Raw genomic sequence first — 25541 nt, 5'->3', positions numbered from 1 at the left:
ATCCAAGAAGTGAGGTAACCCAGATGAAATTCCTAAAGTCATTCCTCATCGCTATCCTTATCACAGTGCCGCTGGTTTCAGGCTGCGCCATCAACAAGTCTTCAGTGGGCGGATTCAACCTTGTTTCGGTGGAAGAAGAGAAACAGCTGGGTGACAAGTTTGCAGTCGAGATAGAAAAACAGCACAAGGTGGTAAACGACCCGCAACTGCAGAGCTACATCGAAGGCGTTGGGCAAAAGCTGCTGACTGGGGTGCGGAAGGTTGAATTCCCTTACACCTTTCAGGTGGTGCAGGATGAGACTATCAACGCCTTTGCCATCCCCGGGGGGCACACCTACGTGAATACCGGCCTCATCAAGGCTGCCGGCAGTGAGACCGAATTGGCCGCAGTCATCGCGCACGAGATAAACCACGTGGTGGCAAGGCATTCCACGAAGCAGATGACGCAGCAGTACGGTTATCAGCTCATCGCCACCCTGCTGCTGGGCGGAAATCAGGGCGAGCTCTCCAAACTGGCCGCAGACATGTTCGGTAAAGCCGGCACCATGTACTACAGCCGTGAGATGGAGAGCCAGGCAGACTACCTGGGCGTAGAGACCATGTACAAGGCCGGGTACAACCCGAACGGGATGGTGACCTTCTTCCAGAAACTGGCTGCCGCAGGGGAGAAAAATCCAGGCAGCATAGCGCGCTTCTTCTCCTCCCACCCGGAGACGGTGGATAGGATAAAGGCGATCGAGGAGGAAATCTCGAAGCTGCCGCCTAAAACGTACCTGCCTGATTCGGCCGCGGCGTTCAGCCAGGCAAAGGCGAAAGCGCAGAAGTACTAGCCTGCCGCTGCTCGCTCACTTAAGCTCCAAAGATCCCCTGTAGAAGCTTGCGGGGGATTTGTTTTAGCCGCGTAGGCGGACTTTCACCGTGAACGGGAGACCAAATGTCTGATGCAATAAGTGGGTTGGAACCTGAATCGTTTTGGCGCTGTTTTGCAGAAATTGCCGGCATTCCGAGACCGTCGGGTCATGAGGCAAGAATAGGCGCTTTCATCCTGGACCGGGCGAAGCAACTGGGCCTGCAAGGGGCGCAGGACGCCTGCGGGAACATCGTGGTCAGGAAACCAGCGTCACCGGGTAAAGAGCGCGTAGCCGGCATCTGCCTGCAGTCCCACCTCGATATGGTGTGCGAGAAGAATGCGGACAAGGTGCACGATTTCCTCAACGACCCCATCGAATTGGTGCGCAGGGATCAGGTGGTGACCGCAAACGGCACCACCTTGGGGGCGGATAACGGAGTCGGTGTCGCCGCTTCCCTCGCGTTGATGGAATACCGGTCCCTTTCACACGGGCCGCTGGAATTCCTGTTCACGGTAGAGGAGGAGACTGGGCTGACCGGCGCCAAGAACCTGAGCCCAAGCCTGGTGCAAAGCAGAACCCTCCTCAACCTGGACTCGGAGGAAGAAGGGGCGCTCTACATCGGGTGTGCGGGCGGCAAGGATACGGTGGGATGCTGGAACTACGCAACTGAAGCGGCACCGGCGGACGCCGTTGCGCTCGTTGTAGCGGTCAAGGGGCTCAAGGGCGGGCATTCTGGCCTGGAGATAGACAAGGGTTTGGGAAACGCCATCAAGCTGTTGAACCGCGCGCTCTGCAGGCTGTCCGGAATCGGGGCTAGGGTTGCAGGTATCGACGGGGGAAACATGCGGAACGCTATCCCCCGTGAGGCGACTGCGCAGTTCTATCTGCCGGCAGCGAAGCTGACTGAGGCCGAGGCGCTGGTGCCGGAACTGGACCTGGTATTCAGGGCGGAATTGGGGAATGTCGACTCCGGCGTCGTGCTGGCTATGAGCCGGGATGATGCGGGGAGTGGCAAGGTGATGGATGCGACGGTTCAGGAGAAGCTTCTTAAGGCCATCTCCGCGCTTCCCAGCGGCGTCCAGCGCATGAGCCACGACATTACCGGACTGGTCGAGACCTCCACCAACGTTTCTGTCATCAGCACCAGCGAGAGTGGCGTCACCCTGGTCACCAGCCAGCGCAGTTCCTCCGCTTCGCGCCTCGGGGAAGTGGTCGAGGGCGTCGAGTCGATATTCCAACTGGGTGGTGCGGTGGTGGAAGTGAGCGAGGGGTATCCAGGGTGGCAGCCCAACGTCGATTCGGCCATCCTGAAGCTGGCGCTGCAGTGCTACCGTGCGCTTTATGACCGCGATGCGGAAGTGAAGGCAATTCACGCCGGACTCGAATGCGGCATCATCGGGGAGCGCATTCCCGGTATGGACATGATTTCGCTGGGGCCCAACATGGAAAAGGTGCACTCCCCGGAAGAGAAGGTGTACATAGACAGCGTCGCAAATTTCTGGAACTTCCTGCTGGAGATTTTAAAGACTGCACAGTGAAACTTTAATGACGTTTCTGGTCCGATCCGTCCCGGACCTCGCAGACGAACCCGATTACCAGTGGGACGATGGCGTTGGTCCCGGATATAAGCACACGTTGTGTCATCTCCCGGCATTTCTGCCCGATCTTACATTCTAAAGAAACGTCATGCAGACCGGCGCGGCACTGGAAAACCTTCAGTGTCCCGCCGGTTTTGTTTTCCCCCTGGTACAGTCCGTCGACTGAGACTCTTCCCTTGCGCAGACAGGAGACGGTGAAGAACTCCATGGTCACTCCCTTGAGCAGTGTGTTGGAAAAAATTAAGCTTCCAGTATTGCCTTGTGGGGCAAGAGTGCAAGGGGAGAAACCGGGGGCTGGGCTGGGCTGGCTGCTGCAACTACAGAATCTCGACCTTCAATCCTTCTCCGGGGGCTGAGCGATAGATGAAGGTGAGCTCTACCGCGGCTTTGCCCCAAGGGATGCTGCGATAATCCCTGGCGAACCTGCGCCGGTAGTACCTGACTCGTTCGGCGGGCTTGGCGGCGAGCCCGGCTGGCGCTCCTTGCTCGCTCTTTTCGACGTTGGCTGTGAAGAAACTGGGACACTGGCCACCGGGATAGCCGGTCATGCAGTGGTCGAAGCAAAGGGCGTCACGGAACAGCTCCAACTCTTCTCCCGCAAGCCGGCTGCAGGCAAAACGCCATACGGATTCGAACAAAAGTTGCAGCGAGACATTGGCCATGAGACCTTCGCTTTCGAAGAAGTCGGCGGCATCGGCGAAGACCTGCGCCAGTTCCTTGCCGTTGCCGAGCTGCCGCAGCGAGGCGGCAAACCTGCCGCTGTTGTAAATGAGGTCCAGGAGACGGCTGATGGTCTCTATGCGGCGGAGGTCCGGGAAGCTGAGCCAAGGGGTCTGCAGCACCTTGTAGGGCGCCGCTTCGGCATAGGCGTAACCTTCCTTGCGGGCGATGCCGCGCATGGCGGTCCCCTTTAGAACCTTGAGCGGTTCGACTTGGATGTGATTTCCCCCCAGCTCGAAAAGCCCCTGCAGTGAAGCCAGGAAACCCTCCAGCGATTCCCCGGGAAGACCCGCGACAAGATCCAGGTGGACCGTCACCTTGGTCCTCTCAATGACTGCCCTCACATTTTGATACAGCTTGTCCAGGCTCGACTTCCGCTGCACCTTGGCGAGCGTCTTTTCGCCGCCTGACTGGACGCCGATCTCGAAGCGGAACATCCCGGCCGGGACCTCCGCAAGCAGCGCCAGGTTCTCCTCGGTAAGAAGCTCGGCGGCAATCTCGAAGTGGAACTTGCTCGACTTGTTCTCCGTCAGGATCAAGCGCCAGATGGCGTTGGCCCTTTGTGTGTCGAAGTTGAAGGTCCGGTCCGCCAGCTTCACGGTCTTTACTCCCCTATCCATGAGCAGGCGCAGGTCGGCTTCGATCCGTTCCATGGAAAAGGAGCGGACGCCGTTTTCCAGAGAGGACATGCAGAAGGCGCAGGAGAAGGGGCAGCCGCGGGAAGTCTCGTAGTAGACAAGCGGCTTGTCGAGGTCCACCAGGCCTGCGGCAAAGGGGGAGGGAATGCTGTCCAGCTTTGTTATCGCTCCGCGCTCCGGATTGGCGACGACCTCGTCGTGGTCCCGGTAGGTGATGCCAGGTATATCGTCGAGGGGGACTCCGCCTGCCAGGGCCTGCAGCAACTCCCGGCAGGTCTCCTCTCCCTCTCCCCGCACGATGCAGTCGATGGCGGCGTTTCGCCCCATCATTTCGAAAGATCCGTATGAGACCTCCGGGCCGCCAAGGACGATGAAGGTGCCGGGAAGGAGCTGCTTCAGGTCGGAGGCAATCTTCAGGGTGAGATCGGTATTCCAGATGTAGCAGGAGAAGAGCAGGACGTCCGGCGCCTCGGCGAACAGTTTGCCGAGGAGTTGGTCCTGCTGCTCGTTCACCGTCAGTTCCAGGATGCGGAACTCCAACCCGGGCAAGTCGGCGCAGGCTGAGGCGAGATAGGGAAGGGCCAGTGAGGCATGGACGTACTTTGCGTGCAGCGTGGAAAGCAGGATCTTCATGGGCGGGATTGTAGCCGATACTGGAGATATTTGCCACGGAAAGTACGAAGAGAAAAGCGGCGCCCCCTTCTTCTTGCCGGGATAGGCGTTTTTTGCTACTGTGCCTGCTTGCACCAGATAAAAGACAACGGCGGTGTCAGCGCACTTCCATCGGGATAGAGATATGAAAACAAAACGACTTCCTAAACTCCTCTACGCAGACAGCCAGGGGAACATTTACGACCACCCGTACCTGACCATGGCCGGGATGAGCGCCAACGAGGCGGTGCTCCCGGAATCGGTGGAGCTGATTCCCCTGCCGGAAGACAGCCGCCTCTTCACTATCCCGGAGACCCCCCCTATCGCCTGGGACGAGCGCCAGGGTAGCTTCGTCACCGTGAGCCGAGTCAAGGAGGGAAGGCGCAGTATTCCCGTTCAGGCCGTATCCGCCTTCATGGCGCCGGGTTACATGCGGACGCTCTTGCCCGCCTGCGACTACAGCCAGAAGAAGGTACACCTGCCGCTTTGGTCCTACACCGCGGTCGGCTGGGATGAGGAGACCGAGCGCTTCGTGGTGGCAGCGACGCGGGTGGACGACAACGAGAACTGGCTTCCCAAAAACTACGACGACCGGAAGCTCGATCCCCTGGTCCGCCGCATGCTGGCGGAGTTCCCCGAGAACAGGCTCATCGAGCAGCTCTCCCGCTGTGCCGTGGACTACCACTGCTTTGCAGCCAAAAACCTCTTCTTCCGGAGATGGGAAGCGCCGATTCCGACCTCGCCGGTCTGCAATTCCAACTGCCTTGGCTGCATCAGCCTCCAGCCCTCCGACTGCTGCCCGTCGAACCACGAGCGGATTCCTTTCGTCCCGACGCCCGAGGAGATCGTGCAGTTGATGCTGCCGCACCTTATGGAGGCGCCCGACCCTATCGTTTCTTACGGGCAGGGGTGCGAGGGGGATCCCATCATGCAGGCGGATACGGTTGCCGAGGCGACCAGGAGGCTCAAGGCGGGGACGTCGCGGGGGACGGTGAACTTCAACTCCAACGGTTCCATGCCGGAGCGGGTCCGGATGCTCTGCGACGCCGGGATGGACTCCATGCGGTTTTCCATGAACTCGGTTCAGGAGAATTTTTATAACGGCTACTACCGCCCCAAGGGGTACCGGTTCGCAGACGTGGTCGAGTCGGTGAAGGCCGCCAAGCAGAAGGGGCTTTTCACTATGATCAACTACCTGGTCTCCCCTGGCGTGACCGACAGTCCTTCAGAGGTGGAGGCGTTGCTGAAATTCATCGAAGCGACCGGCGTAGACATGCTGCAGATGAGGAACCTCTCCATCGACCCCGCCTTTTACAACGAGCGCATGGGAGTGGAAGAGCGGGGGATCGGCATGTACCGCATGCTGCAGCAGGTGAAAAAGGCGTTCCCGAAGATCCAGTACGGCTATTTCAACAGGACCCGCGAGAACTTCTTCCCGGAGGGGTATGAGAAGGGGTGGCCTATTAAAGGCAATTGACAATTGACAATGGATAATTGACAACTAAAACCTGCCTGAATCTGTTCACTGGAGCCGCGGCTATTTCAGCAGCGGCTCCAGTTTTTTCAGGTCGAAGCCTTCTATGATCCTGCCGTAGATGACAAAGGTGGGGGTTGAGGTCATCTTGTTGGCACGGGCGATCTCTTCGTGCTCTTTTTGCAGTTTCTTCCCTTTGGCCGTGATCTGCGACAGCTTCTTGGTGTCGAAATCGTCGGACGTTACTTCACACATCGCTTTGACCTTGTCGCTTGCGGAAAGTATGTACTGCACCTTGCCCTTGGACGCGGGGTGCTTTGCCAGGGGTATGAAGAAGATGTAACGGGTGACGTCGTTTCTCTTCTGGAAGTACGCTTCGGCTTTCCTGCAGAAGGGACAGTCGGGATCGGTGAACTCTATCACCATGGTCTTTCCGGTCCCCACCTTCACTGCCTTGTCCAGATCCAGGTCGCTTTGAGCTAAAGCCGCGGTCGAAAAAAACGTCGCCACTGCCAGTACTGCCACTCCGGCCAATTGCTTAAGACTTTGCAAAATTCCCTTATTCATCGTCGCCCCTTATTTCGAAACCGGTGAACTCCCCGGCGTACTCCCCTTTCTGCTCGCTCAGTTCGTCGACCCGGGCCGACTCGGGCCCCCTGCGGCACCACTCAACCATCGCCTCGACGTCGTCCGCCTCGCCCTCGAAACATGCCTTGACGGAGCCGTCGGAGAGATTGGCAACCCACCCTGAAACCTGGTTGCGGGCTGCTGCGCGCGTTGTGTGGTAACGAAAGGAGACACCCTGAACCCTCCCCCGCACTATGACGGTCGACCTGGTTCTCACTTTTGCCCCAGTTCCTTCGATTTGGCCACGCAGACGTCGACGGCGTTGATGGTGGCGGCGCGGAAACCGTCCTGGTCGAGGGAGTGCATGGCGGCAATGGTGGTCCCGCCCGGGGAGGCTACGTTGCTCTTCAGCACCGCTGGATGCTCGTGCGTCTCAAGAAGAAGCTTCGCCGTACCGTACACGGTCTGGGTCGCCAACTGGGTCGCCACTTCCCGCGTCAGCCCGTGCTTCACCCCTGCGTCGCTTAGCGCCTCGATGAAGGTGAGGACGTAGGCGGGGCCGCTGCCGGAGACGCCGGTTACGGCATCGAGCAGCTTCTCGTCCACCACACAGGTGGTACCGATCAGGTCGAAGATCCTGCGTGCAAGGGTGAGGTCGTCTTCGGTGGCATTGTCGCCGCGGGATAGGGCGGATGCACCGCTTAGGACCAAGGCGGGGGTGTTCGGCATCACCCGGACCACCCGGGCGCCGGAACCGAGAATGCCCTCTATGGCGGCGCTCTTAACGCCGGCCATGATGGAGATGAACAGCTTGTCGACGAACCCGGTCCCTATCGCTCCCAGCACCTGGCCTGCTACCTGCGGCTTGACGGCGAGGACGATGGTGTCGCTCATCTGGATCAGTGCCTTGTTGTCGTTGATGGCCTTGACCCCGTACCTCTCGGCCAGCAGCTTCCTGCGCGGCTCCGAAGGTTCGGACACGGTCAATTCTCCTGCCGGGACTCCTCCGGCGACTAGGCCCTTGATGATCGCCTCGGCCATATTGCCGCCCCCGATGAAACCTGTTCTCTTGTCCATGCCAGTGCCTCCAGTTACTCAATAATTTCAGATCAGCGACTGTCTCCTGCGGCAGAGGATCTCTAACTCCTCTCGGGGGAGACCATTGCCGGACTATCTCCTGCTGCGGAATTCTTTTATCCCCTCACTGGGAAACGATAAAGGACTATCTCTCTGCCGCAGAGGTCCTCAATCCCCTCTCCCTCTGGGAGAGGGTTAGGGTGAGGGAAGATTTAGCTCAAAAGATAGGTAATAAATCCGGTACCAAATGTCAATAAAATTGATCTGTTCTAATTATATCTGTCCTGACGTTTGAAGTTGTCAGTGTGATTCCATCGGCTAGACTCAAAGCCTGGGGGGCACCATGTTCAAAGGCATTACCGGCAACGTTCTGATACTAGGGCTGGTCAGTTTCTTCACCGATGTCTCCAGCGAGATGATTTACCCGCTGCTACCCCTGTTTCTGACCGGGGTGCTGGGCGCGGGGCCTGCTTTTCTGGGCGCCATCGAAGGGGTCGCGGAGTCGACCTCCTCGCTTTTGAAGCTCCTCTCCGGTATTGTCTCCGACCGTGTCAGAAGGCGCAAACGGCTGGTGCTTATCGGGTACACTGTCTCTTCCTTCATGCGCCCGCTGATCGGCAGCGCCGGCTCAGCCTTAACTGTGCTGCTGATCCGTACCGGCGATCGGGTGGGCAAGGGAATCCGCACCTCCCCCAGGGATGCGCTCATTGCCGATTCCGTCGACCCCTCCTTGCGCGGCAAGGCCTACGGTTTCCACCGCTCCATGGACCATGCCGGTGCCCTGGTCGGCCCCCTGGTCGCGACGCTCCTCTTGAGTTACTTCGTCACCGATCTTAGGGTCGTCTTTTGGCTTGCCGCCATCCCAGGCCTTTTGGCTGTGCTCCTGATCGTTTGGAAAGTGAGGGATACCGAAAGGGTCCCGCTTGACAAGGAACGGTTGCAGCTCGCCCTGATTCCCGCCGGTCCGCTCCGCAGATACCTGCTGATCCTCTTCCTGTTCACCCTTGGCAACTCTTCCGACGCCTTTTTGTTGCTGAAGGCCGGTACCCTCGGCGTTCCGCCCCATAGGATCCCGCTCTTGTGGGCGTTTTTTCACCTGGTGAAGATGATGTCCAGCATGCCCTTCGGAGCGCTGTCGGATCGCATCGGCAGGAAATCGGTGATCGTGGCGGGGTGGTGCGTTTACTCGCTGGCCTACATCGGCTTCGGCCTGGCCGCGAACGAGATGCAGGTCTGGCTGCTCTTCGCCTTCTACGGCCTGTTTTTCGGCCTCACCGAGGGGGCGGAGAAGGCGTACCTGGTTGACATGTCCGATGCCACGATGCGCGGCGCCGCCTTTGGTTGGTACAACTTCGCCATCGGCGCCGGTGCGCTCCCTGCCAGCCTCTTGTTCGGCCTCATCTGGCAGCACGCAGGTCCCGTCGCCCCCTTCATCTTCGGAGCCGCGCTGTCGGCGCTGGCCATGCTGTTGCTGCTGGTGCTGGTGCGCCCCCCTATGGAACACGCACCGAAACTGCAACACTGACCCATCGTGACAAAGTTTGCCCCACAGTTCATTCCCCCCGCTCCAGCCATCCTTCCTCATCTTTCTTCCTGCTCCGCTCTCAGCTTTCGCATCTCAAGACACCAGTATGAGCTTTACAGTCATAAGTCCCGAAGAAAATGACATAAAATGGTCCCTATGCCAGTCATGATGGAGTCCTCTGTCTTTGAAAATCGTTCCGTGTCTAGCAGATACTTGGGATAAAAAAATGATCTTAGTCAAATTTTTCCTAAAGCTGTCACTGTGCTTGCCGAAGAAACAGACTATGACTTAGAACCAAACTAAATATGTCAATAAAACGGCTCGGATCGGTCAAAATATCAAGACTAATATGGTTTTTTTACTATGTATTGAGATCTATATATTGCCTACATTCAACACATTGTGAGTTTGGTCAGGAACTTGCTGTAGTGATAGGTGGTTACCACCGTTAGATGACCGCATATACAGAAGTTAAGCATTTCGAACTCCAATTAAATAGTATTAATTTTAAACCCTTCTGCTTTAAAAAATGAAATTGCTCTAATAGGCAAAATTTATTTGTACAAAAAATGTATCAAAATGGGGGACGCACTTGCACTACCAGATCTCTGTTGTACCTTTACCATGTCGTAACCAATTCAGTGCCATATCGTTACCATGTGTTGGCACTAATCTTTCCCTAGTTAAAGCGACTCTCACCGTGAATTTTCAAAAATAAACGCAGCTTAGTTAGGGGTGGGACACTCTTCTTCTAACGAGCTGCCGTAAGAATAATTCAAGCATAGCATTTTGACAGTGTAGAAAAATATTAATAGAACAGGCCGGCAGTTTCGTGCCCACAATCCAGATGTTCACAATATCTACGAGGAGGTCCAACCGCTTTTATGAAAGAAAAGAAGTCGAACGGTAGTAGATGCGATATCGAATAGAAAGGAGGTTGAATTAATGGGGATCAAACAGGTTCCACTATTGCTTCTGTGTCTCTCCATGCTCCCGGCCACCGCTGGCTGGGGCGCCGAGATCCATGGTAGAAGTTCCACCCAGTTCCAATCGTTCAACAATGAGTTGTTGGGTGACGAACGTCAGATCGAGCTGTCCGAATATCTGCGGTTATCGGTCACCAACATCGACAAGGCTGGAAAGTTCTCGATTCATGGCTACGGCAGGGGATCGCAGGATTTCACCAACGGTGAAGGGCTGAACGGCAGGCTCTACTACCTCTACGGCGACTACCGCGACCTGTTCGACAAGATCGATTTCAAGTTCGGTCGGCAGTTCGTGAACCTCGCAGCAGGCAGTGCCATCGTAGACGGCATCCAGGCAGACTTGAAAAACGTTGGGCCGGTTGCCTTCACTGTCATGGGGGGGCACGACGTCATCTTTGGCCTCAACGGGGAGACGGGGGACGCCGGCAATGCCGTAATCGGCATGAGCGCATACCTGGTAGGCCAGAAGGCAACTGATCTTGAGCTGAGCTGGTTCCGCAAGTACGACGGCGGCAATATCACGCGTGACATCGTCGGCGGGTCGTTCAAGCAGTACCTGCTCAACAGCCTCAAGGTGTACGGCAATGCCAAGTACGACACGACCGCCGAAGCTTTCAACGAGTTGCTGGGCGGGGTGAAATACTTCCCTAGATCGGATCTTGTCTTCACGGGCGAGTACTACAAGAGCTATGCGACCTTCGACACCACCTCGATCTACTCGGTCTTTGCCGTCAACGACTACACCGAAGGGGTGTTCAGGGTCGACTACAACCTGAACAACATGGTTTCGCTGAAGCTGGGCTATAACCGGCAGTGGTACGGCGACGATGGCCATGCCAACGTCTACGAGGCAGGCGCCTCGTTCCGCCCGATCGAACCGCTCAAGGTGAATGTCGAGTACGACAACCGCAACGGGTACTACGGCAACACCAACGGGTTTATCATCGATGCCAACTACGACCTCAATAAGGTTTCCCAGATAGGCGCTGGTTTCACCTACGACGTCTATCAACGCGACTCGCTTACGGGCGAAGAAACCGCACGCAGGTACTGGTTGGGGGGCAAGTACAAAGTTGCCAAAAACATCGCTGTCTCCGGCCGCATCCAGGACGATGTTAACGCACGATACGATAACAATGTCTCGGGCCGGCTTGCGTTCGATTACGACTTCTAGAAAGGGGGTGCTACTGTGAGGAATATGTTGTTTATCTGCATGCTGTGCTTGATGTCAGCCTTGTATGCCCAACAGGCGTTGGCCGAGAAACAGCAGCACAAGGAATACGCGGAGATGAAGATCTCCGAGTGCAACGACTGCCACAAAGGCGAGGGCGTTGCACTTAACCATGACGGTGACTGGACGCGCAATCACCGCACAGTGGCCAGCAAGGCCAACAATAACTGCGGCCAGTGCCACACCCAGTCTTTCTGCCTTGACTGCCACCAGGGCGGCGGCATCAATGCCGACCTTTCCCGGTCTAACTTCGGCCGCGACTATGTGCCCAAGAGCCACCGTAGCGACTTTGTCAATCTCCACCCGCTCAAGGCGCAGGACAACCCGCAGACCTGCTACCGCTGCCACGACCAGAAGTACTGCAACTCCTGCCATGCGCGCTTCCCTAAAGGGAGCCTGAGGATCAAGTCCCACCTGATGCTCGGCCCCAACAACCAGCAGTACGCACCGGCGCTTGGTGAGCATGCCATCGAGGCAAGGCGCAACCTGCAGTCTTGCCAGACCTGCCACCCGGAAGGGGACGTCTGCATCCAGTGCCATTCCAGCGGCAAGACCAATCCGCACCCGCGCAACTGGAAGGGGATCAGCTCGAACTACAAGGACAAGGCCGGCAGCAAGGTGTGCCTCAAGTGCCACGTGCCGGGAACTTTTTAACTGCTAGTTGGCCATCAACTAAGGAGGATTGAAAATGAGTAAAAAGGTATTTAAGTATTCGGCCGTAATCGCTTCACTACTGATGACCGCCGTCTTTGCCGGCTGCGGTACCAGTCACAAAGAGGGGAATCTCACGGCCGGCAACGTTGCCAAAGTAGACGAGACCCTCTGCGCCCAGTGCCACGGCAGCGCCCGCGAAAAGCTGACTGGCCGTGTCATCTATGACGACTACGCGCAATCCGTTCACGCCCTGCAGAACGTCGGCTGTCAGGACTGCCACGGCGGCGGCGCACAGCACAACGGCGTAGGCCCCATGCCCTACCCGAAACCGGGTCCGGACCAGTGCAAGACCTGCCACGACAGCAACAAGCTGGTGACCAATTACAAGGCATCTATTCACTTCAACGCCGTCACCGAAAACGGCGAAGAGAAGTGCAACCGCTGCCACACCCACGAAGGCGCAGTTCTTGCCGCGCAGTTCGGCTTCACCGGCGACAAGACGGTCATGGATGCTCTCGTCAACGCCCCGGGCACGGTAGCCAACGCCAGGGCTATCATGTGCAACACCTGCCACGTTACCCATAAACCGCAAGACCTGCGCTTCGACGCGAACTGGAACCCGAGCGTCACCTTAGGCGCACAGGTCCAGACCGGCAGCGATCAGTACAAGCTCTGCACCCAGTGCCACACTTATCTGAACCCGAACGGCACCCTGGTTGCCAGCGGCAGCAACGGCACCGCCAAGTTCTTCCACAACACCGCGTGGAACAGGGTTATTGCCTCCACCCACTTCGACGACCCGCTTACCGCGAAGGTGGAAGGCTACAACATCCGCACCAACAGCGCCGATCCGTGCTTTGACTGCCATGGCCACGAGTCCAAGACCAACACCAGCATCCTGTCGCGTACCGCAACCGGCACCTATGTCCGCACCACGCCTGAAGCCACTATCTACACCGACTGGGCTAAGTCCGGCCATGCGGGCGGACTGCTCGCCGTGAAGTACGCTGCTGTCGACGCATACCCGAAAAAAGCAGACGGCACCTACGACCGTTCGCAGGGGATGACCGATGCAGTCATGGCCGCCGGCATCACCGATACCGAGGCACAGGCCTGGACCCACTACAACTGGGATAAGACCAACGACACCGTCGCCGGCGACAGGACCGGCCGCGCGGCCTGCCAGAAATGCCATACTTCCACCGGTACTGCCAACTACATGACAGCCCCGACCACCTACAACCCGGCAAACAACGACTTCTCGCACCTGAGCGGTTGGACTGCAACCACGGGGTCCGTACAAAACGAGGTCCTCTACTGCTGGGGCTGCCACAAGAATGCGGGCACCGGCGAGCTGCGCGCACCGGGCGCCATCAAGGCCGACTACAACTTCCAGGGCGCAGTTGCTACCTATCCTGACGTGAAGGCTTCAAACGTCTGCATCGTCTGCCACGTCGGCCAGGCCAGCGGTAATTCCATCACAGACCTCACCGCCGCAGCCAACCCCTTCAACAACGTTAGCTTCGTGAACTCCCACTACATGGCAGCCGCAGGCCTCATGTACGTGAAGATCGGGTACACCAACTTCGTACCTGCCAACACCCAGGTTCCTGGCACCACCGGCACCGCCATCGTTTCCTACGGCCAGACCCTTACTTCTGACGCCGACAACACTGTCGATGTCAACAGCGCCGCCGTCAAGGGCAAGCTGACCTCTACCCACCGCAAACTCGGCACCAGCGCCATCAACGGCGACAGCCACAACACTGCCTTCTTCGTCGCCGGCAACCTCGACTCCGACGGCCCCTGCGTGACCTGCCACTATGCTGCCGGCGATCACACGCTTGTGTTGGGGCAGAAGACTATCGACAACGTTTGCTCCAAGTGTCACGATGTCAAAACCCCGGCCGACCTTGAGGCATTCATCGACGATGAAGGTGCTCTTCCGTTCGAGAACGCAATCGCTCTTGCACTGAAGTCGCTGAAGACCAACTACAACATCAGCTACAACCAGGCAGCCTACCCGTACTTCTACGACGACAACCTTGCCGCGGGAACCGCGGTGAAAGACTGGACCCGCGGTGGTGCTCTTACCGCTGCCGAGGCTGAGAAGCTGATGGGGGCCTGCTTCAACATCAACGTGCTGAAGCGCGATCCGGCGGCGCATGCCCACGCTCGCACCTACGCCCGCAGGCTGCTCTACGACAGCATCGACTTCCTCGACAACAAAACCATGGACCTCTCCACCGGAGCCACCGCGCTTGCCTCCGGCATGAAGGACGCCGCCGGCGCAGACATCTACACCAAGGGCGCCAACTCCAACACCGGGACTACGGAGAGCTTCAAGTACCTTGCCGGCTACAACCGCACCACCTTCGTATGGAACGCATCTGAACGTCCGTAAACCGGGCTTTCATGCAGCAACCTAAGCAGGACCTGCCCCGCCTCGTAAGAGGCGGGGCTTTTCACTTGGATGGCGGCGCCGCGCTCGGCATTGCCCAACACGAGGCTAAGGAAGCAAATTATGGTGCTCCCTCTCCACAAAAATCGCATCGGATCGTCCTGCATCGCCTTTTCGGTGCTGGTGCACCTGGCCTTTCTGTTCCCTGTCTGGAAGTACGGCAGGTATGACTTCGGGAACGCGGTTCTCCCGCTGCAGGCAGTTATGGTCGACTTGGCCCAGGCAACTCCCCCCGCCGTGCCGGTTACGAAACCAAAACTGCCGGAGGTAGCGAAGCCCATGCCGGTACGGTTGAAGGCACGGAGGAATGTGGTCGCAGCTGAGCCGACCACGCCCCCCCTCCCGCCACAGATCGGGAACAATGCCATCGAACCGGCGCGTCCCGCCGAGCCTGCGACGCCTCTTGTTCCTGAAACCGTCACAAAGAAGGAAAAGGAGGCGCCCAAGGCCTCCGCCTCACCCCTCCCGAAAAAGGGCACGATTCCCTTGGTCCACCCGCCGCTACGGCAGGCAGGCGAGTTCCTGGCGACGGCAAAGGAGCACCTCACCTACCAGATCAGCATGTTCAACCTGCCAGTGGGGAGCGCCGAACTTGAGGCGAAAAACGAGCAAGGGGAGGTGCGCATCTCCCTGAAGGTGAAGTCGGCTCCGGCTGTTTCCGGGATCTATCCGGTCGACGACCTGGTGGAGACACGCCACATCGGGGGCAACTTCATCCTGACCCGGATACGGCAGCAGGAAGGAAACTTCAGAAGCGACAGGGCCTTCACCCTGATGCTTCGCGACAAGAAGGTGTTTTGGATCGACCGACTCACCAACCGCAGCCTGAATGAAACCGTCCCCAATAGCGACGTCACCGACATCATCTCCGGGCTTTATTACCTGCGCAACCGCCCGCTGGAGCTGGGCAGGACGGAGACGCTCCACGTCTACGACAGCGACACCTACGCCGACCTCCCGATCGAGGTCCTGCGGCGCGAGCGGATCACACTGCCCGGCTTCAGGAAGGCGGACACCATCGTGATCAAGCCGGTGCTGAAGACCGATGGTATTTTCAAGAGGACGGGAGAGGTGACCATCTGGCTCACCGACGACGCTCATAAGGTGCCGGTGAAGGTGGAAACTCAAATCTCCCTGGGGAAGGTAACGGTCGAACTCATAGCGGCTGACACGGATACGGACAGCGCTCCCAGAGAGAGTGTCTCGGCCAAGGCTGAGACAGAATAATTAGATATTATCCGTGAACCTCCCACGCCTTTTTGCTACACTGTCGGCATGAGAGCCCCTCTAGCTGCCCTTCTGACAGTCATCCTTTTCGCAACTCCGTTACATGGAGCAGGCCACGGCACGCCGAAACTCTCCAGTCCGCTCGACTCACCGACCCTTTCCGAACCGTTGGCGACCGCCAATTTCTTCGATACCACACGTTTTCTGACCAATGCGGGTTTGAGCTATTCGGCCTCTTCGGCCCTGTCGCTGGAACCCGAACTCGGGGTGGACTACCGGGGCACCGGCGAGGAACTGCATGGCGGCTTCGAACAGTCGACCCACCGTCTGCACGCCCAGGCCGGGTGGCGGCTGTCGCTTGCCGAAAGCTTTTATCTCTCGGCTGGGGCCAAGCTTCCCATGGTGACCGTAGAGCAGAAGGGAGTTGTTGCCGGCGAGGAACTGGGCGTACGCCCCGAGGTCGGCTCGCACACCGGCTACGATTTCATCCGCCCCGGGCGCACCTCGGTACGTTGGACCGGGGAAGTCGGCATCCGCCTGTTGCCGCGGGCAGACCTCATGCTGTATTACGACCAGAACCCGCTTGACGGCTCTCCCTTCATGCGTCAGCACGAGGAGGAGCGGATCGGGACCAGGTTTATCATCAGGTTCCAATAGCCTGAAGGAGGAGATGTGGAATACCTCTTGTCCATAGATCAGGGGACCACCAGCAGCAGGGCGACCCTCTACGCCGCCTCGGGGGAATCGCTGGCGACGGCGTCCCGGCCGCTGGCGCAGCACTACCCGAACCCGGGATGGGTGGAACACGACCCGCAGGAGATCTGGGAAGGGCAACTGGCCTGCATCACCGAGGCCGTCGCCAAGGCTGGCATCGCGCCCTCCCAAATAGCCGGTGTCGGCATCACCAACCAGCGCGAGACCACCGTGGTCTGGGAGCGGGAAACGGGCCTGCCGTTGCACCGCGCCATCGTCTGGCAGGACCGCCGCACGGCTGAGCTGACCGAGTCCCTAAAAGAGCAGGGGCTGGAGGCGATGGTGCGCGAGCGGACCGGGCTCTTGCTCGACCCTTACTTCTCGGCGAGCAAGCTTTGCTGGCTTCTGGACCGGGTGGACGGGCTGCGCCAGCGTGCCGAGCGGGGGGAGGTCTGCTTCGGCACGGTCGACAGTTGGCTCATGTTCAAGCTGAGCGGCGGCAAAAGCCACCTGACCGACATCTCCAACGCAAGCCGCACCATGCTCTTCAACATCAACACCCTTGAGTGGGACGAAGAACTGCTGCGGCTTTTCCGCATCCCGCGCGGGATGCTTCCCGAGGTCAGGGGGAGTGCTGCGGGGTTTGGCCACACCTCGGGCGAGGTCGCCGGCGCCGAGATCCACATTGCCGGGGTAGCCGGCGACCAGCAGGCGGCGCTCTTCGGGCAGGGGTGCTTCGCCCCCGGCATGGCCAAGGCCACCTTCGGTACCGGGGCGTTCGTGGTCATGAACAGCGGGGCGCGCCCCGGCGTTGGCGACGGAGCTCTCTCCACCATCGCCTGGCAGCTCCCCGGCGAGGCCGTGCAGTACGCCCTGGAGGGCTCCATCTTCATCGCCGGTGCGGCGGTGCAGTGGCTGCAGGAAGGGCTGGGGCTGATCGGGAATGCGCGGGAGGTGGAGGTGCTCGCCGCGAGCGTACCGGACTCGGGCGGGGTTTATTTCGTTCCGGCGCTCTCCGGCCTTGGGACCCCCTACTGGGACCCCTACGCCAGGGGTGTGGTCGCCGGGCTAACCAGGGGGAGCACCAAGGCGCACCTGGCGCGTGCCGCGCTGGAGGCGATCGCCTTCCAGACGCTCGACGCCATCCGCGCCATGGAGCAGGCGAGCGGTATCGCGCTCAAAGAGCTGCGCGTGGACGGGGGGGCTGCTGCCAACAACCTGCTGTTGCAGATTCAGGCGGACCTTTTGGGTGTCCCGGTGCTTCGTCCGCGTTGTACCGAGAGCACCTCGCTCGGGGCGGCGTTTTTGGCCGGTATCGGGGCCGGAGTGCTGGATACCTCCGCCATAGCGGCGCAGTGGGCGCTGGACCGCCGCTTCGAGCCGCAGATGGAGCGAGAGCGGCGCGAGGAATTGCACCGGGGATGGCAGAAGTGCGTGCGGCTTTCGCTTGGATGGGAAAAGAACTAAAGGCGCTCACCACAGAGGAACACTGAGGGACACAGAGGAAAACAAAACCCTTTTAAACGTTGCACAGGGATGAAGGGGATACAGGGGATAACTGCAAAAACAAAGAACATATTGGTTAAACCAGAAGCTTTTGCATGGTTTTATCCCTTTCATCCGTTTTTATCCCTGTTAAACGCCTTTGCAGTTATGGTTTTCCTCTGTGAGCCTCTGTGTCCTCTGTGGTGCATGACTTTAATGTTTTGGAGGTTTAGGTGACTGACAGAAAAGAGCGTCTGGACAGGCTGAAATCGGGGGAGATCTTTGATCTTCTCGTGGTAGGCGGAGGCGCTACCGGCTGCGGTATCGCGCTCGACGCGGCAAGTCGGGGCCTCAAGGTGGCGCTGGCCGAGCGGCGGGATTTCGCCGGCGGCACCAGCGGCAGGAGCACGAAGCTTTTGCACGGAGGTGTGCGCTACCTGGAGGCTGCGGTCCTGCACCGGGACAGGGTTCAGTTCAACCTGGTGCGCGACGCGCTGCACGAACGCGGCGTGCTGTTGAAGATCGCGCCCCACCTGTGCCAGCGATTGACCCTGGTCACGCCGCTGTACCGGCTGGCACAAGTCCCGTACATGTGGGCCGGGCTCAAGTTTTACGACCTTTTGGCGCGCGGGGCGGGCCTCGGGCACAGCCGTTACCTTTCCCCTTCCGAGATGCTGCGGCGTTTTCCCCAGATCAAAGGGAAGGGGCTCAAAGGGGGAGTCCTCTACTACGACGGGCAGTTCAACGACGCCCGCATGAACGTCGCGCTGGCGCTGACCGCACTTAGGGAGGGAGCCGCCCTCAGCAATTATCTGGAGGTGGTCGGGCTGGTCCGGGAAAAGGGGAGGGTAGCCGGCGCACTGGTGCGGGACCCCTTGGGGGGGGCTTCCTGGCAGATCCGGGCCCGATGCGTGGTGAACGCCTGCGGCCCTTCCGCTGACCTCCTGCGCCGGATGGACGACCCTACGGCCGCGCCGCTTTTGCGGTTGAGCCGCGGCAGCCATATCGTGCTCCCAGGGAAGTTCGCCCCGGCAGACACCGGGATCATGATCCCCAAGACCGAGGACGGGCGCGTCGTCTTCATCCTCCCCTGGCAGGGGATGTGCCTGGTCGGCACCACGGAGGAACCTGCAACGGCCGGCACTACGCCGGTTGCCGACGACAAGGACGTTGATTACCTGCTGCGCCACCTGCGGCGCTATTTCAACCTCACCGTGGATGAGGGGGACATCATGGCGCGCTGGGCCGGGTTGAGGCCGCTGGTGCATGATCCTTACACGGCGGATACGGCGGAGCTTGCGCGCGACCACGTCATCAGCTGCTCCCCCACCGGGCTCATCACCATCGTCGGCGGGAAGTGGACCACCTACCGCAAGATGGCGCTCGACACGGTCGATTTTGCTGTCGCCAATATGGGACTCGCCCCCAGCGGGGCATGCCGCACCGACCGTATCATGCTGCATGGCGGCAAGGGGTTCGAGGCGCAGGGGGCTACCGTGTTGGCGAAGCGCTTTGCGCTTCCACCCGACGTCGCCCTGCATCTGCACGGCTCCTACGGGACATTGGCAACAGATGTGGCGCAGCTTTGCCAGGGAGAGCTGGGGGAGAGGCTGGTGCCGCCGCACCCCTACCTTAAGGGCGAGGTGCTTTACGCGGTACGGAACGAGATGGCGCTCTCTCCCTCGGATTTCCTGGAGCGGCGCATTCCTTTGGCGCTTTTGGACCAGAGGGGGGCGCAGATTGCGGCTCCGGTGGTGCTGGAGATGATGGCGCAGGAGTTGGGATGGAGTCAGGTGCGGGTGGCGCACGAGCGATCGGAACTGTCAAACCTGCTGGAACAGGGGTGATCACAGCAAAGGGGCTGAGGGAAAAAGGCCTTGGCTGCAAAAAGAGGGGGGCTCCCGGATCGGATCCGGGGCCCCCTTTTTGCTTGCTTCAGGAGTGCCGTGGCGTCAGAAATGGCACGCCGCGCAGGAGCGTCCCGTGTTGGCGACCTGGACCCTTGCGGTCCCTGTGGTGAACATGGCAAAGCCGGTGAATCCGGTCTGGCCGAAGTTCGGCGTGGTGAGCGTGGTCCCCGTTATCCTGGTGCTACCGGCGCCTACGTGTATGGTCTCGGGTGTGCCGGTACCGTGGCAGATAGGTATCGAGCACTCGGCGGGGCCGTAGGTCTCGACGTACACGCCGTGGGCAGGAAGGATGGTCGGGACGGGGAATCCTACCCTGGTGGTGAGTCTGGGCGGCAGCCAGCTTATCGGGTGGACCGAGAAGGCGTTGCCGATGTGGCAGCTGGAATCGACTACCCCCGGTTGGTCATCGAAGCAGGACGGGCCGGAATTTGCCACACCCCGGTAGTTGCTGCCGTGGCAGAAGGCGGTGGCGCAACTAGCAGTCACCTGGGTGGCCGGACCGATGAGCGTGGTGCCGAGGGTGCCGGACCCCAGGGTGCCGATATCCCCCAGTGTGCGCCCTGTTTGCAGCACTTGCTGCCGGATCCACTCGCCGTGCCGTGCGTAATCGTGCGCCCCCCACTCAAGCGGGTGCACGTCCGTTGGGCTGCCCAGATGGCAACCCGTGCAGGCGACCTTGGAGATGCCGCCGGTCAGATCCGTGCCGTGGCACGGGGTACAGTCCTGCAGGTGCCCGAAGGCGGCTGTCGCATGCCGGGCTGGAAGCCAGTCGTCGGGATGGGCACCCAGGTCGGGGTCGTAACTTGAGTGCGAGTTGTTGTCCCCGCAACCGGCGACTAGCAGGACCAAAAGGCACCAAAGCATGACAGCTTGAGCTGGTCTGGTTATCGATGGCATGTCTTGCACCTCTCGTTGTTTTCTCTCCCGTGGCACTTAACGCAGGAGGCGGGATTGATCCTGCCGTCGATCCTGTGCCGGCTGAGGTAATCGCCGCGGTGAGGCAGATTCAGCTCGGGCCTCTCCTTGTACTTGTCGTTGGGCTTGATTTCCTCTTTATGTGCATGGCAGTCGACACAGAAGGATTCCTTGTGGCAGGTTGAGCAGGCGGCCCGCTGCTGGGCGGCGTAGAATTTGTGCTTCAGGTAGAAGTCCTGTGCCTGGTGGTTCAGCGCGGTCCAGGTGTCGGTATGGCATTCCGCGCATCTGGGAAGTCCCTTTACCTCCTCGGGGTGCACCCGGGCTATGCTGCTGGTGTTGGCACAGGCGTAAAGAAACGACAGTGTCACTCCCATCAGGACCATCAACGATATCTTTTTCACTATTTCCCCTCCTTTCCGAAGCCAAATGCATAACTCAGCTTCACCAATCCGCGCAGCTCGTTGTCGAAGTCGGTGCTCCTCTGGTAGTCGATGTCCGCTGTGACTCTCAGGCTTCGGTTGAAGTTGTATCCCGCGGCCGCGGCCAGGGAGTAGGTGTTGGTTCTCCCGGTGATGCTGCTGTCGAAATCAACATCGAAGAAATCGAGGGTCAGGTCGGCCGGTCCGAATTTCTGAGTAGCCCAGGCCCGGTATTGGTTGTAGCGCAAAGGTCCAGTGTCGCCGTCCATGCGGTGGAAGGAGGCACCGGCGGTCAGGGCGGTAGGGGTCGTAAAGCTGGCGGTGACGCCGTAGTAGTCGGCGTCGCCGGCGATCTCGTACTCGTAGCGGTTGTACTCCAGCGCGACGTTCACGTTCTTCGTGGGGAGAAAACCGATGCTCCCCCCGACGTTCCAGAGTTCCTCGTTGGGATCGAGGATACCGTTGGTGAGGCTGAGGGCGCTGGTCGTGACATGGTAGAAGTAGTCCTTATAGTCGATGCGCTGCATCGATGCGCTCAGCCTCAACGCGTCCATCGGGGTCACACTGAGGGTGTAGGCGTGTTCGGCCCAGCCTTTACTGAGCGAGTTGTAGCTGGAGCGGCCGCTTATATCCAGCTGCGGTATCGGGTGCAGCCAGAGGTCCACCCCTTCCTCTTCGCGCAGGCCTTCAGCGTCGGTCTCGTTTCTTAGAGCCGAGAGGCCGATGGAATAGTACTTGGGCATTGTGTGGGCGATCCTGCCGCCGTAGATCAGCTCTCCCCCTTCGAAGTTGGGGTTGGTAGTGACGGGGGTGCCGACGAAGGTCGCCGCGGTAAAGCCGGCGACGAGATCGGTTCTCAGGTACAGGCCGTCCAGCCTCTCGGTGGCGACCCCCTCGACTACCCACTGGCGTCCGGCGTTGAACTGGAGGTTGTTCTTGTTGGCCCGGTAGCTCAGGAAGCCATACTGGATGTCTCCGTCGCTCCTTCTTTGGCTGCTTCTGTCCCCCAGGTCGATGCGTCCCCAGCCGCCCAACTGAACCGATATGGTCCCTTGGCTGCCGGTGTCGCTCGCTGAGAGGTTCAGGTACTCGTATAGCGGGAACAGTTGGTCATCCCGCTTGTTCTCCCTCAGGCGCAGGATGGTCAGGGAATCTCCGGAAATCGAGGTTGCGTAAGCCGCCGGGTGGTCGAAGGCAAGCAGGGAACAGGTAATCAATGCGGTTCCCGCTAGCTTCAAAACACAGGGACGGACGGCTCCCGTTATTTTCTTTTGGATTTTCAAGACATTTCCTCCTTTCTTGGTTCCGTCTCTGTTTGCTGGTGGGGAAATGCAGTTGCAAATAAAACCGGGGGCAGATGGGCCCCCGGTTCTGCAGGTGTTTTCGAGGAGCGATGGGCCGGGGCACGGTTATCGTGCCCCGGCTGGTTGTGGCGCTTATTGTTACCTCTGGTGAACCACTACGACGTCGGCTACCCGCCCTTCGCCGTGGCAGAGCGCGCATTGCTCGGTTGCGGACGGCAGGGTCGAGCGCGGGACGCCCATGTTGGTGTAGGACGGCCCTGCCAGGGCGGCGCCAAGCTGCGCGCCGTTGGCCTGCATGTGCGCCTTGGCCAGTGCGCTGTCGTGGCAGCTGACGCAGGAGGCGGTGATGGGGGCCACCACCAGGTCCTCGGGGTTGGGGACCGTGGTGCGTGCCGCGGTGATGTTGGCGGTGGTCGCGCCGGCCACGACGGCGGCGTTCCTAGTCACCTGGGTCGACGGCAGCACGTTGGGCGGCAGGTTCGCCTTGTAGGTCTGGCGGTTGGTGCCGGCGGGGGCGCTCAGGTGGCAGGCGTCGCAGTTGGAGAGCAGATTCGGGAAGGTGATCTCTTCGCCGGCGATGAGGGTGATGTTGGTGCCCGGGCCGTTACGTACGTCGCGGATGGGGTTGGTGCGGATACCGCCCTCTGCCGCGCTCCCGGCATGGATGCCGTGGATCAAGTCCTTGAAGTTGTTGGAGAACTCAGCGAAGCTGAGGGCGTATCCAGGGGTGGCCTTGTTGAAGGCCGGGTCCCAGGTGGTAAGGATGCCGAGCTGGATCGGCGTGAAGGCAAAGCCGGCGAGCTTGGCGTCGGAGATGGCACGGCCGCTGGTGCTCAGGTTGGGGTTATGGCAGGTTACGCAGAGCTGGGTCTGGTACACCCGCTGCCCGCCGTGGGCTTCGAAGAACTCGTGGCACCTGGCGCACTTGTCGGGATCGACTACCGTGCGGCGCGCTGTGTCGCCCGTGACAGGTATGATGACCGCCTTGGTGTGGCGGCCGGCGATCGAGGCGTCAAAACCGGTCTGGGTGAAGTAGCTCTGCATCCCGACTGCGCGCATACTCGCCCCTACCGGGAAGGCTGCCGCTGATTTGATGGTCGCCGTGTAGAAGCCGTTGCTGTCCGGGCCAGCGATGCTGCCAACAGCTGCGTTAGTCGTCGTATTGAGCAGCGCGGCGATGGATACCAAGGCAGGTTGCGCCTCCGCTTTGCCGAGGTTGTTGTAATCGGCCGGAACTGCTGTGCCGGTCTCCAACTGAGGGCTTGCGTAGGCCAGCAGGAAGGACGGGCTGCCGGTGAAGCCGGCAAGCGGCGCGGTGAGGCCGGGCGCGGCTGTGGCCAGCGTGATGGGGGTGCCATTGCCAAGGATGCGGAAGACGATGGTCAAGTCGTTGCTGGTCCCGTTGATGGTCGCGCTCTGCAGCTGGTATTCGAAGTTGGTCAGCCCTGCGATCGGCTGCGGGTTGAGTGGGCTGGCGAGCGCCCTTGCGTGCGAAGTCTGGATAGCCGTCGGGGTATGGCAGCCGGTGCAGGCCGTGTCGTTCGCCTGTGGCAGATTGCCGTCGTGGTTTAGGCCGGTCGAGAAGTGGACGTTGTCGTGGCAGGAGCCGCAGGCCTTGCGGCTGGGCATGGTGTTCCAGTTGTTACCCTGCGGCGTGACCGCCAGTTGCTGCGGCGTGTCGCCCCTGTGGCACTTGCGGCAAAGGGCGGGATCCTGGCTGTAGGCAATGGTGTTGAACGTGACACCGGCGTAGTTGTAGCCGGTTTCGGTCAGTCTGTTCCCCATGTGGATCTTGTGCACCATGGTCACGAACTCGCCCAACACCTGCACGTCGTCGGTATTCACGTCCGCGGTGGTGGTTTCGGCCGTGACGAAAGTGCCGTCGGTGAAGGCGCCGTTGGTGGCCACGGAGATGGCGTGTCCGTAGGCACGCTGGCTCGTATGGCAGATCGCGCAGTAGCGGGTGTCGACGCGGCCGGAATGAGGCGTGGTGATGCCCAAGCCGAAGCCCAGGTCGTTGAGGTTATTGGGATCGCCTGGGCTTCCGTGACACTCGTTGCAATACTTGGTGAACACGATGTTGCGCTCCTGTGCGTTAGAGGTCGAGGAGGTCACCACTTGGCCGGTAGCCGGGATGAAATCGTAGACGATGTTGAGTGCATTTTTGAAGGGAATCGACGGGGAGGTGTTCAGGATGGTCCCGCCGTACTGGATCACCAGGCGGTGGGTAAGGCTCGGCTGATAGGTCAAATCGCCCAGGTCGCTTCTGCGGTTGTTGCCGGTGAAGGTCATGGCGTTCACCTGGGTCTGGATCTGGGTGATGTCGCGGGCGAAGGTGTACTGGTAGGTGCCATCGCCGTTGTCTATCAAGGTCCCCTCACGGTCGCGCTCGGGTGGCCTGGCTGCAGCCGGTGTGCTGGAGCCCGGGGCAGGAACGGTGGTCACTAAGTAGTTCACCCAGTGAGACGGGCTGCCGTTGGTGCCGGGAACGAGTTTCGCGAGGGTGAAGCCGAGGTTTTGCAGCTGCCCAGTCGAGTTCCTGGCGCCGATGCCGATCACGGGGTTGCCGTTGCTGTCGAGGATCTTGAACTTGACGACCGGCGGACTGCTGATGGAGACGCTGGTAACCGTGCTGTTGGTCTGGTCGAAGGTGAGATTTGCCTGCTGTTGCGGGGTAAGGGAGCTTATATTGGTGAATGAGGTGGCGTTCTTGCCAGGTTCACCCCGATCACCCTTGTCCCCTTCGCAGCCGCCCAGAAACAGTGCGGCTGCAGCAGTTGAGGCAATCAAGAAAGTTGAAAACTTTTTCCATAGCGTGCCTTGCATAAATCCTCCTTGTCTCTGGTCAGATGCCTGTGTTGCCATTAAGGCTGCTGCTGAACTGGGAAGAGAGAGCCGTAGCGAGCGCTGCTTCAGGGGGGGACCTTGGGGAGGGGACGCTTTATGAGCTATCGTACTTTACGTCAATCATGTGACCACCTCCTGTTTTTATTAGACATTTCAAACATGGTACAGTAACTTAACAGTTATTCATGAAATGGCAAGGGTGATAACTTAGTTTTTTGGCCATTCTTAATGTGTAAGGTTAAGGTACTTTTTGGCTGTGCGAAGCGACGGTGGAGGGGGGACGCAGGATGGTTTGACTGGTTAGA

Annotated in this window: 20 protein-coding genes; 11 read left to right on the top strand and 9 right to left on the bottom strand. The window is 59.7% G+C overall.

The window, feature by feature from the left end; all coding sequences use genetic code 11:
* The first annotated feature begins 23 nt into the window (after window positions 1-23).
* Entirely contained in the window at window positions 24-830 is an 807-nt protein-coding gene (locus tag GBEM_RS16915; protein ID WP_012531817.1) for a M48 family metallopeptidase, read from the top strand.
* Window positions 831-934: 104 nt separating this feature from the next.
* Complete coding sequence (locus GBEM_RS16910; protein WP_012531816.1) at window positions 935-2389, top strand: aminoacyl-histidine dipeptidase; 1455 nt, start codon at window positions 935-937, stop codon at window positions 2387-2389.
* Window positions 2390-2393: 4 nt separating this feature from the next.
* On the opposite strand, the gene GBEM_RS16905 is transcribed toward GBEM_RS16910, so the two are convergent.
* Together GBEM_RS16905 and GBEM_RS16900 are read right to left on the bottom strand one after the other, a co-directional pair.
* Complete coding sequence (locus GBEM_RS16905; RefSeq protein WP_012531815.1) at window positions 2394-2657, bottom strand: hypothetical protein; 264 nt, start codon at window positions 2655-2657, stop codon at window positions 2394-2396.
* A 109-nt stretch (window positions 2658-2766) separates the two neighbouring features.
* On the bottom strand, window positions 2767-4440 hold the full coding sequence (locus GBEM_RS16900) for a B12-binding domain-containing radical SAM protein (RefSeq protein ID WP_012531814.1): 1674 nt from the start codon (window positions 4438-4440) through the stop codon (window positions 2767-2769).
* Window positions 4441-4603: 163 nt separating this feature from the next.
* Between GBEM_RS16900 and GBEM_RS16895 the strand changes: the two genes are divergently transcribed.
* Window positions 4604-5935 (top strand): radical SAM protein, encoded by a 1332-nt coding sequence (locus GBEM_RS16895; protein ID WP_012531813.1) that lies wholly within the window; start codon window positions 4604-4606, stop codon window positions 5933-5935.
* 60 nt (window positions 5936-5995) lie between these two features.
* On the opposite strand, the gene GBEM_RS16890 is transcribed toward GBEM_RS16895, so the two are convergent.
* The 3 genes from GBEM_RS16890 to proC are packed head-to-tail and all read right to left on the bottom strand — an operon-like array spanning window position 5996 to window position 7576.
* On the bottom strand, window positions 5996-6499 hold the full coding sequence (locus GBEM_RS16890) for a thioredoxin fold domain-containing protein (RefSeq protein WP_012531812.1): 504 nt from the start codon (window positions 6497-6499) through the stop codon (window positions 5996-5998).
* A complete protein-coding gene (locus GBEM_RS16885) occupies window positions 6492-6776 on the bottom strand; it encodes an acylphosphatase (RefSeq protein WP_012531811.1) in 285 nt (94 codons plus the stop codon). The genes GBEM_RS16890 and GBEM_RS16885 overlap by 8 nt, the downstream gene beginning before the upstream one ends.
* The gene (gene proC, locus GBEM_RS16880) at window positions 6773-7576 is read right to left on the bottom strand and encodes a pyrroline-5-carboxylate reductase (RefSeq protein ID WP_012531810.1); all 804 of its coding nucleotides are present in this window, start codon (window positions 7574-7576) and stop codon (window positions 6773-6775) included. The genes GBEM_RS16885 and proC overlap by 4 nt, the downstream gene beginning before the upstream one ends.
* Before the next feature lie 343 nt (window positions 7577-7919).
* Between proC and GBEM_RS16875 the strand changes: the two genes are divergently transcribed.
* From GBEM_RS16875 to GBEM_RS16840, 8 genes are all read left to right on the top strand, one after another.
* Window positions 7920-9101 (top strand): MFS transporter, encoded by a 1182-nt coding sequence (locus tag GBEM_RS16875; protein WP_012531809.1) that lies wholly within the window; start codon window positions 7920-7922, stop codon window positions 9099-9101.
* A gap of 945 nt (window positions 9102-10046) precedes the next feature.
* Entirely contained in the window at window positions 10047-11261 is a 1215-nt protein-coding gene (locus GBEM_RS16870; RefSeq protein WP_012531808.1) for a hypothetical protein, read from the top strand.
* A 15-nt stretch (window positions 11262-11276) separates the two neighbouring features.
* On the top strand, window positions 11277-11972 hold the full coding sequence (locus GBEM_RS16865; protein ID WP_012531807.1) for a cytochrome c3 family protein: 696 nt from the start codon (window positions 11277-11279) through the stop codon (window positions 11970-11972).
* 34 nt (window positions 11973-12006) lie between these two features.
* On the top strand, window positions 12007-14376 hold the full coding sequence (locus GBEM_RS16860; RefSeq protein WP_012531806.1) for a cytochrome c: 2370 nt from the start codon (window positions 12007-12009) through the stop codon (window positions 14374-14376).
* A 120-nt stretch (window positions 14377-14496) separates the two neighbouring features.
* Window positions 14497-15660 (top strand): DUF3108 domain-containing protein, encoded by a 1164-nt coding sequence (locus GBEM_RS16855; protein WP_012531805.1) that lies wholly within the window; start codon window positions 14497-14499, stop codon window positions 15658-15660.
* 48 nt (window positions 15661-15708) lie between these two features.
* The gene (locus GBEM_RS16850) at window positions 15709-16317 is read left to right on the top strand and encodes a hypothetical protein (RefSeq protein ID WP_012531804.1); all 609 of its coding nucleotides are present in this window, start codon (window positions 15709-15711) and stop codon (window positions 16315-16317) included.
* A gap of 15 nt (window positions 16318-16332) precedes the next feature.
* Complete coding sequence (gene glpK, locus GBEM_RS16845; RefSeq protein ID WP_012531803.1) at window positions 16333-17820, top strand: glycerol kinase GlpK; 1488 nt, start codon at window positions 16333-16335, stop codon at window positions 17818-17820.
* 251 nt (window positions 17821-18071) lie between these two features.
* Window positions 18072-19685, top strand: a complete 1614-nt coding sequence (locus GBEM_RS16840) for a glycerol-3-phosphate dehydrogenase/oxidase (RefSeq protein WP_012531802.1) — start codon at window positions 18072-18074, stop codon at window positions 19683-19685.
* A gap of 105 nt (window positions 19686-19790) precedes the next feature.
* Here the strand turns inward: GBEM_RS16840 and GBEM_RS16835 are convergent, their stop codons facing one another.
* The 4 genes from GBEM_RS16835 to GBEM_RS16820 form a co-directional block, all read right to left on the bottom strand.
* Window positions 19791-20645, bottom strand: a complete 855-nt coding sequence (locus GBEM_RS16835) for a hypothetical protein (RefSeq protein ID WP_012531801.1) — start codon at window positions 20643-20645, stop codon at window positions 19791-19793.
* Complete coding sequence (locus GBEM_RS16830; RefSeq protein ID WP_012531800.1) at window positions 20633-21067, bottom strand: hypothetical protein; 435 nt, start codon at window positions 21065-21067, stop codon at window positions 20633-20635. The genes GBEM_RS16835 and GBEM_RS16830 overlap by 13 nt, the downstream gene beginning before the upstream one ends.
* On the bottom strand, window positions 21067-22368 hold the full coding sequence (locus GBEM_RS16825) for a porin family protein (RefSeq protein ID WP_012531799.1): 1302 nt from the start codon (window positions 22366-22368) through the stop codon (window positions 21067-21069). Before GBEM_RS16825 ends, GBEM_RS16830 begins: the two co-directional genes overlap by 1 nt.
* 159 nt (window positions 22369-22527) lie before the next feature.
* Window positions 22528-25215: an OmcA/MtrC family decaheme c-type cytochrome gene (locus GBEM_RS16820; protein WP_012531798.1), complete on the bottom strand. Its 2688-nt coding sequence runs from the start codon at window positions 25213-25215 to the stop codon at window positions 22528-22530.
* Window positions 25216-25541 lie beyond the last annotated feature (326 nt).

It is taken from the genome of Citrifermentans bemidjiense Bem (genome assembly GCF_000020725.1).
Classification (GTDB): domain Bacteria; phylum Desulfobacterota; class Desulfuromonadia; order Geobacterales; family Geobacteraceae; genus Geomonas; species Geomonas bemidjiensis.
The sequence above is the reverse complement of the archived record's forward strand: the minus strand, read 5'-3'. Positions and strand labels throughout refer to the sequence as shown.

What these genes read in the sequence shown, in the direction of transcription:
- GBEM_RS16870 (WP_012531808.1), top strand. Translation starts at nt 10,047, where the DNA reads ATGGGGATCAAACAGGTTCCACTATTGCTTCTGTGTCTCTCCATGCTC.
- GBEM_RS16850 (WP_012531804.1), top strand. Translation starts at nt 15,709, where the DNA reads ATGAGAGCCCCTCTAGCTGCCCTTCTGACAGTCATCCTTTTCGCAACT.
- GBEM_RS16835 (WP_012531801.1), bottom strand. Translation starts at nt 20,645, where the DNA reads ATGCCATCGATAACCAGACCAGCTCAAGCTGTCATGCTTTGGTGCCTT.
- GBEM_RS16915 (WP_012531817.1), top strand. Translation starts at nt 24, where the DNA reads ATGAAATTCCTAAAGTCATTCCTCATCGCTATCCTTATCACAGTGCCG.
- GBEM_RS16820 (WP_012531798.1), bottom strand. Translation starts at nt 25,215, where the DNA reads ATGCAAGGCACGCTATGGAAAAAGTTTTCAACTTTCTTGATTGCCTCA.
- proC (WP_012531810.1), bottom strand. Translation starts at nt 7,576, where the DNA reads ATGGACAAGAGAACAGGTTTCATCGGGGGCGGCAATATGGCCGAGGCG.
- GBEM_RS16905 (WP_012531815.1), bottom strand. Translation starts at nt 2,657, where the DNA reads ATGGAGTTCTTCACCGTCTCCTGTCTGCGCAAGGGAAGAGTCTCAGTC.
- GBEM_RS16860 (WP_012531806.1), top strand. Translation starts at nt 12,007, where the DNA reads ATGAGTAAAAAGGTATTTAAGTATTCGGCCGTAATCGCTTCACTACTG.
- GBEM_RS16895 (WP_012531813.1), top strand. Translation starts at nt 4,604, where the DNA reads ATGAAAACAAAACGACTTCCTAAACTCCTCTACGCAGACAGCCAGGGG.
- GBEM_RS16855 (WP_012531805.1), top strand. Translation starts at nt 14,497, where the DNA reads ATGGTGCTCCCTCTCCACAAAAATCGCATCGGATCGTCCTGCATCGCC.
- GBEM_RS16890 (WP_012531812.1), bottom strand. Translation starts at nt 6,499, where the DNA reads ATGAATAAGGGAATTTTGCAAAGTCTTAAGCAATTGGCCGGAGTGGCA.
- GBEM_RS16910 (WP_012531816.1), top strand. Translation starts at nt 935, where the DNA reads ATGTCTGATGCAATAAGTGGGTTGGAACCTGAATCGTTTTGGCGCTGT.
- GBEM_RS16875 (WP_012531809.1), top strand. Translation starts at nt 7,920, where the DNA reads ATGTTCAAAGGCATTACCGGCAACGTTCTGATACTAGGGCTGGTCAGT.
- GBEM_RS16900 (WP_012531814.1), bottom strand. Translation starts at nt 4,440, where the DNA reads ATGAAGATCCTGCTTTCCACGCTGCACGCAAAGTACGTCCATGCCTCA.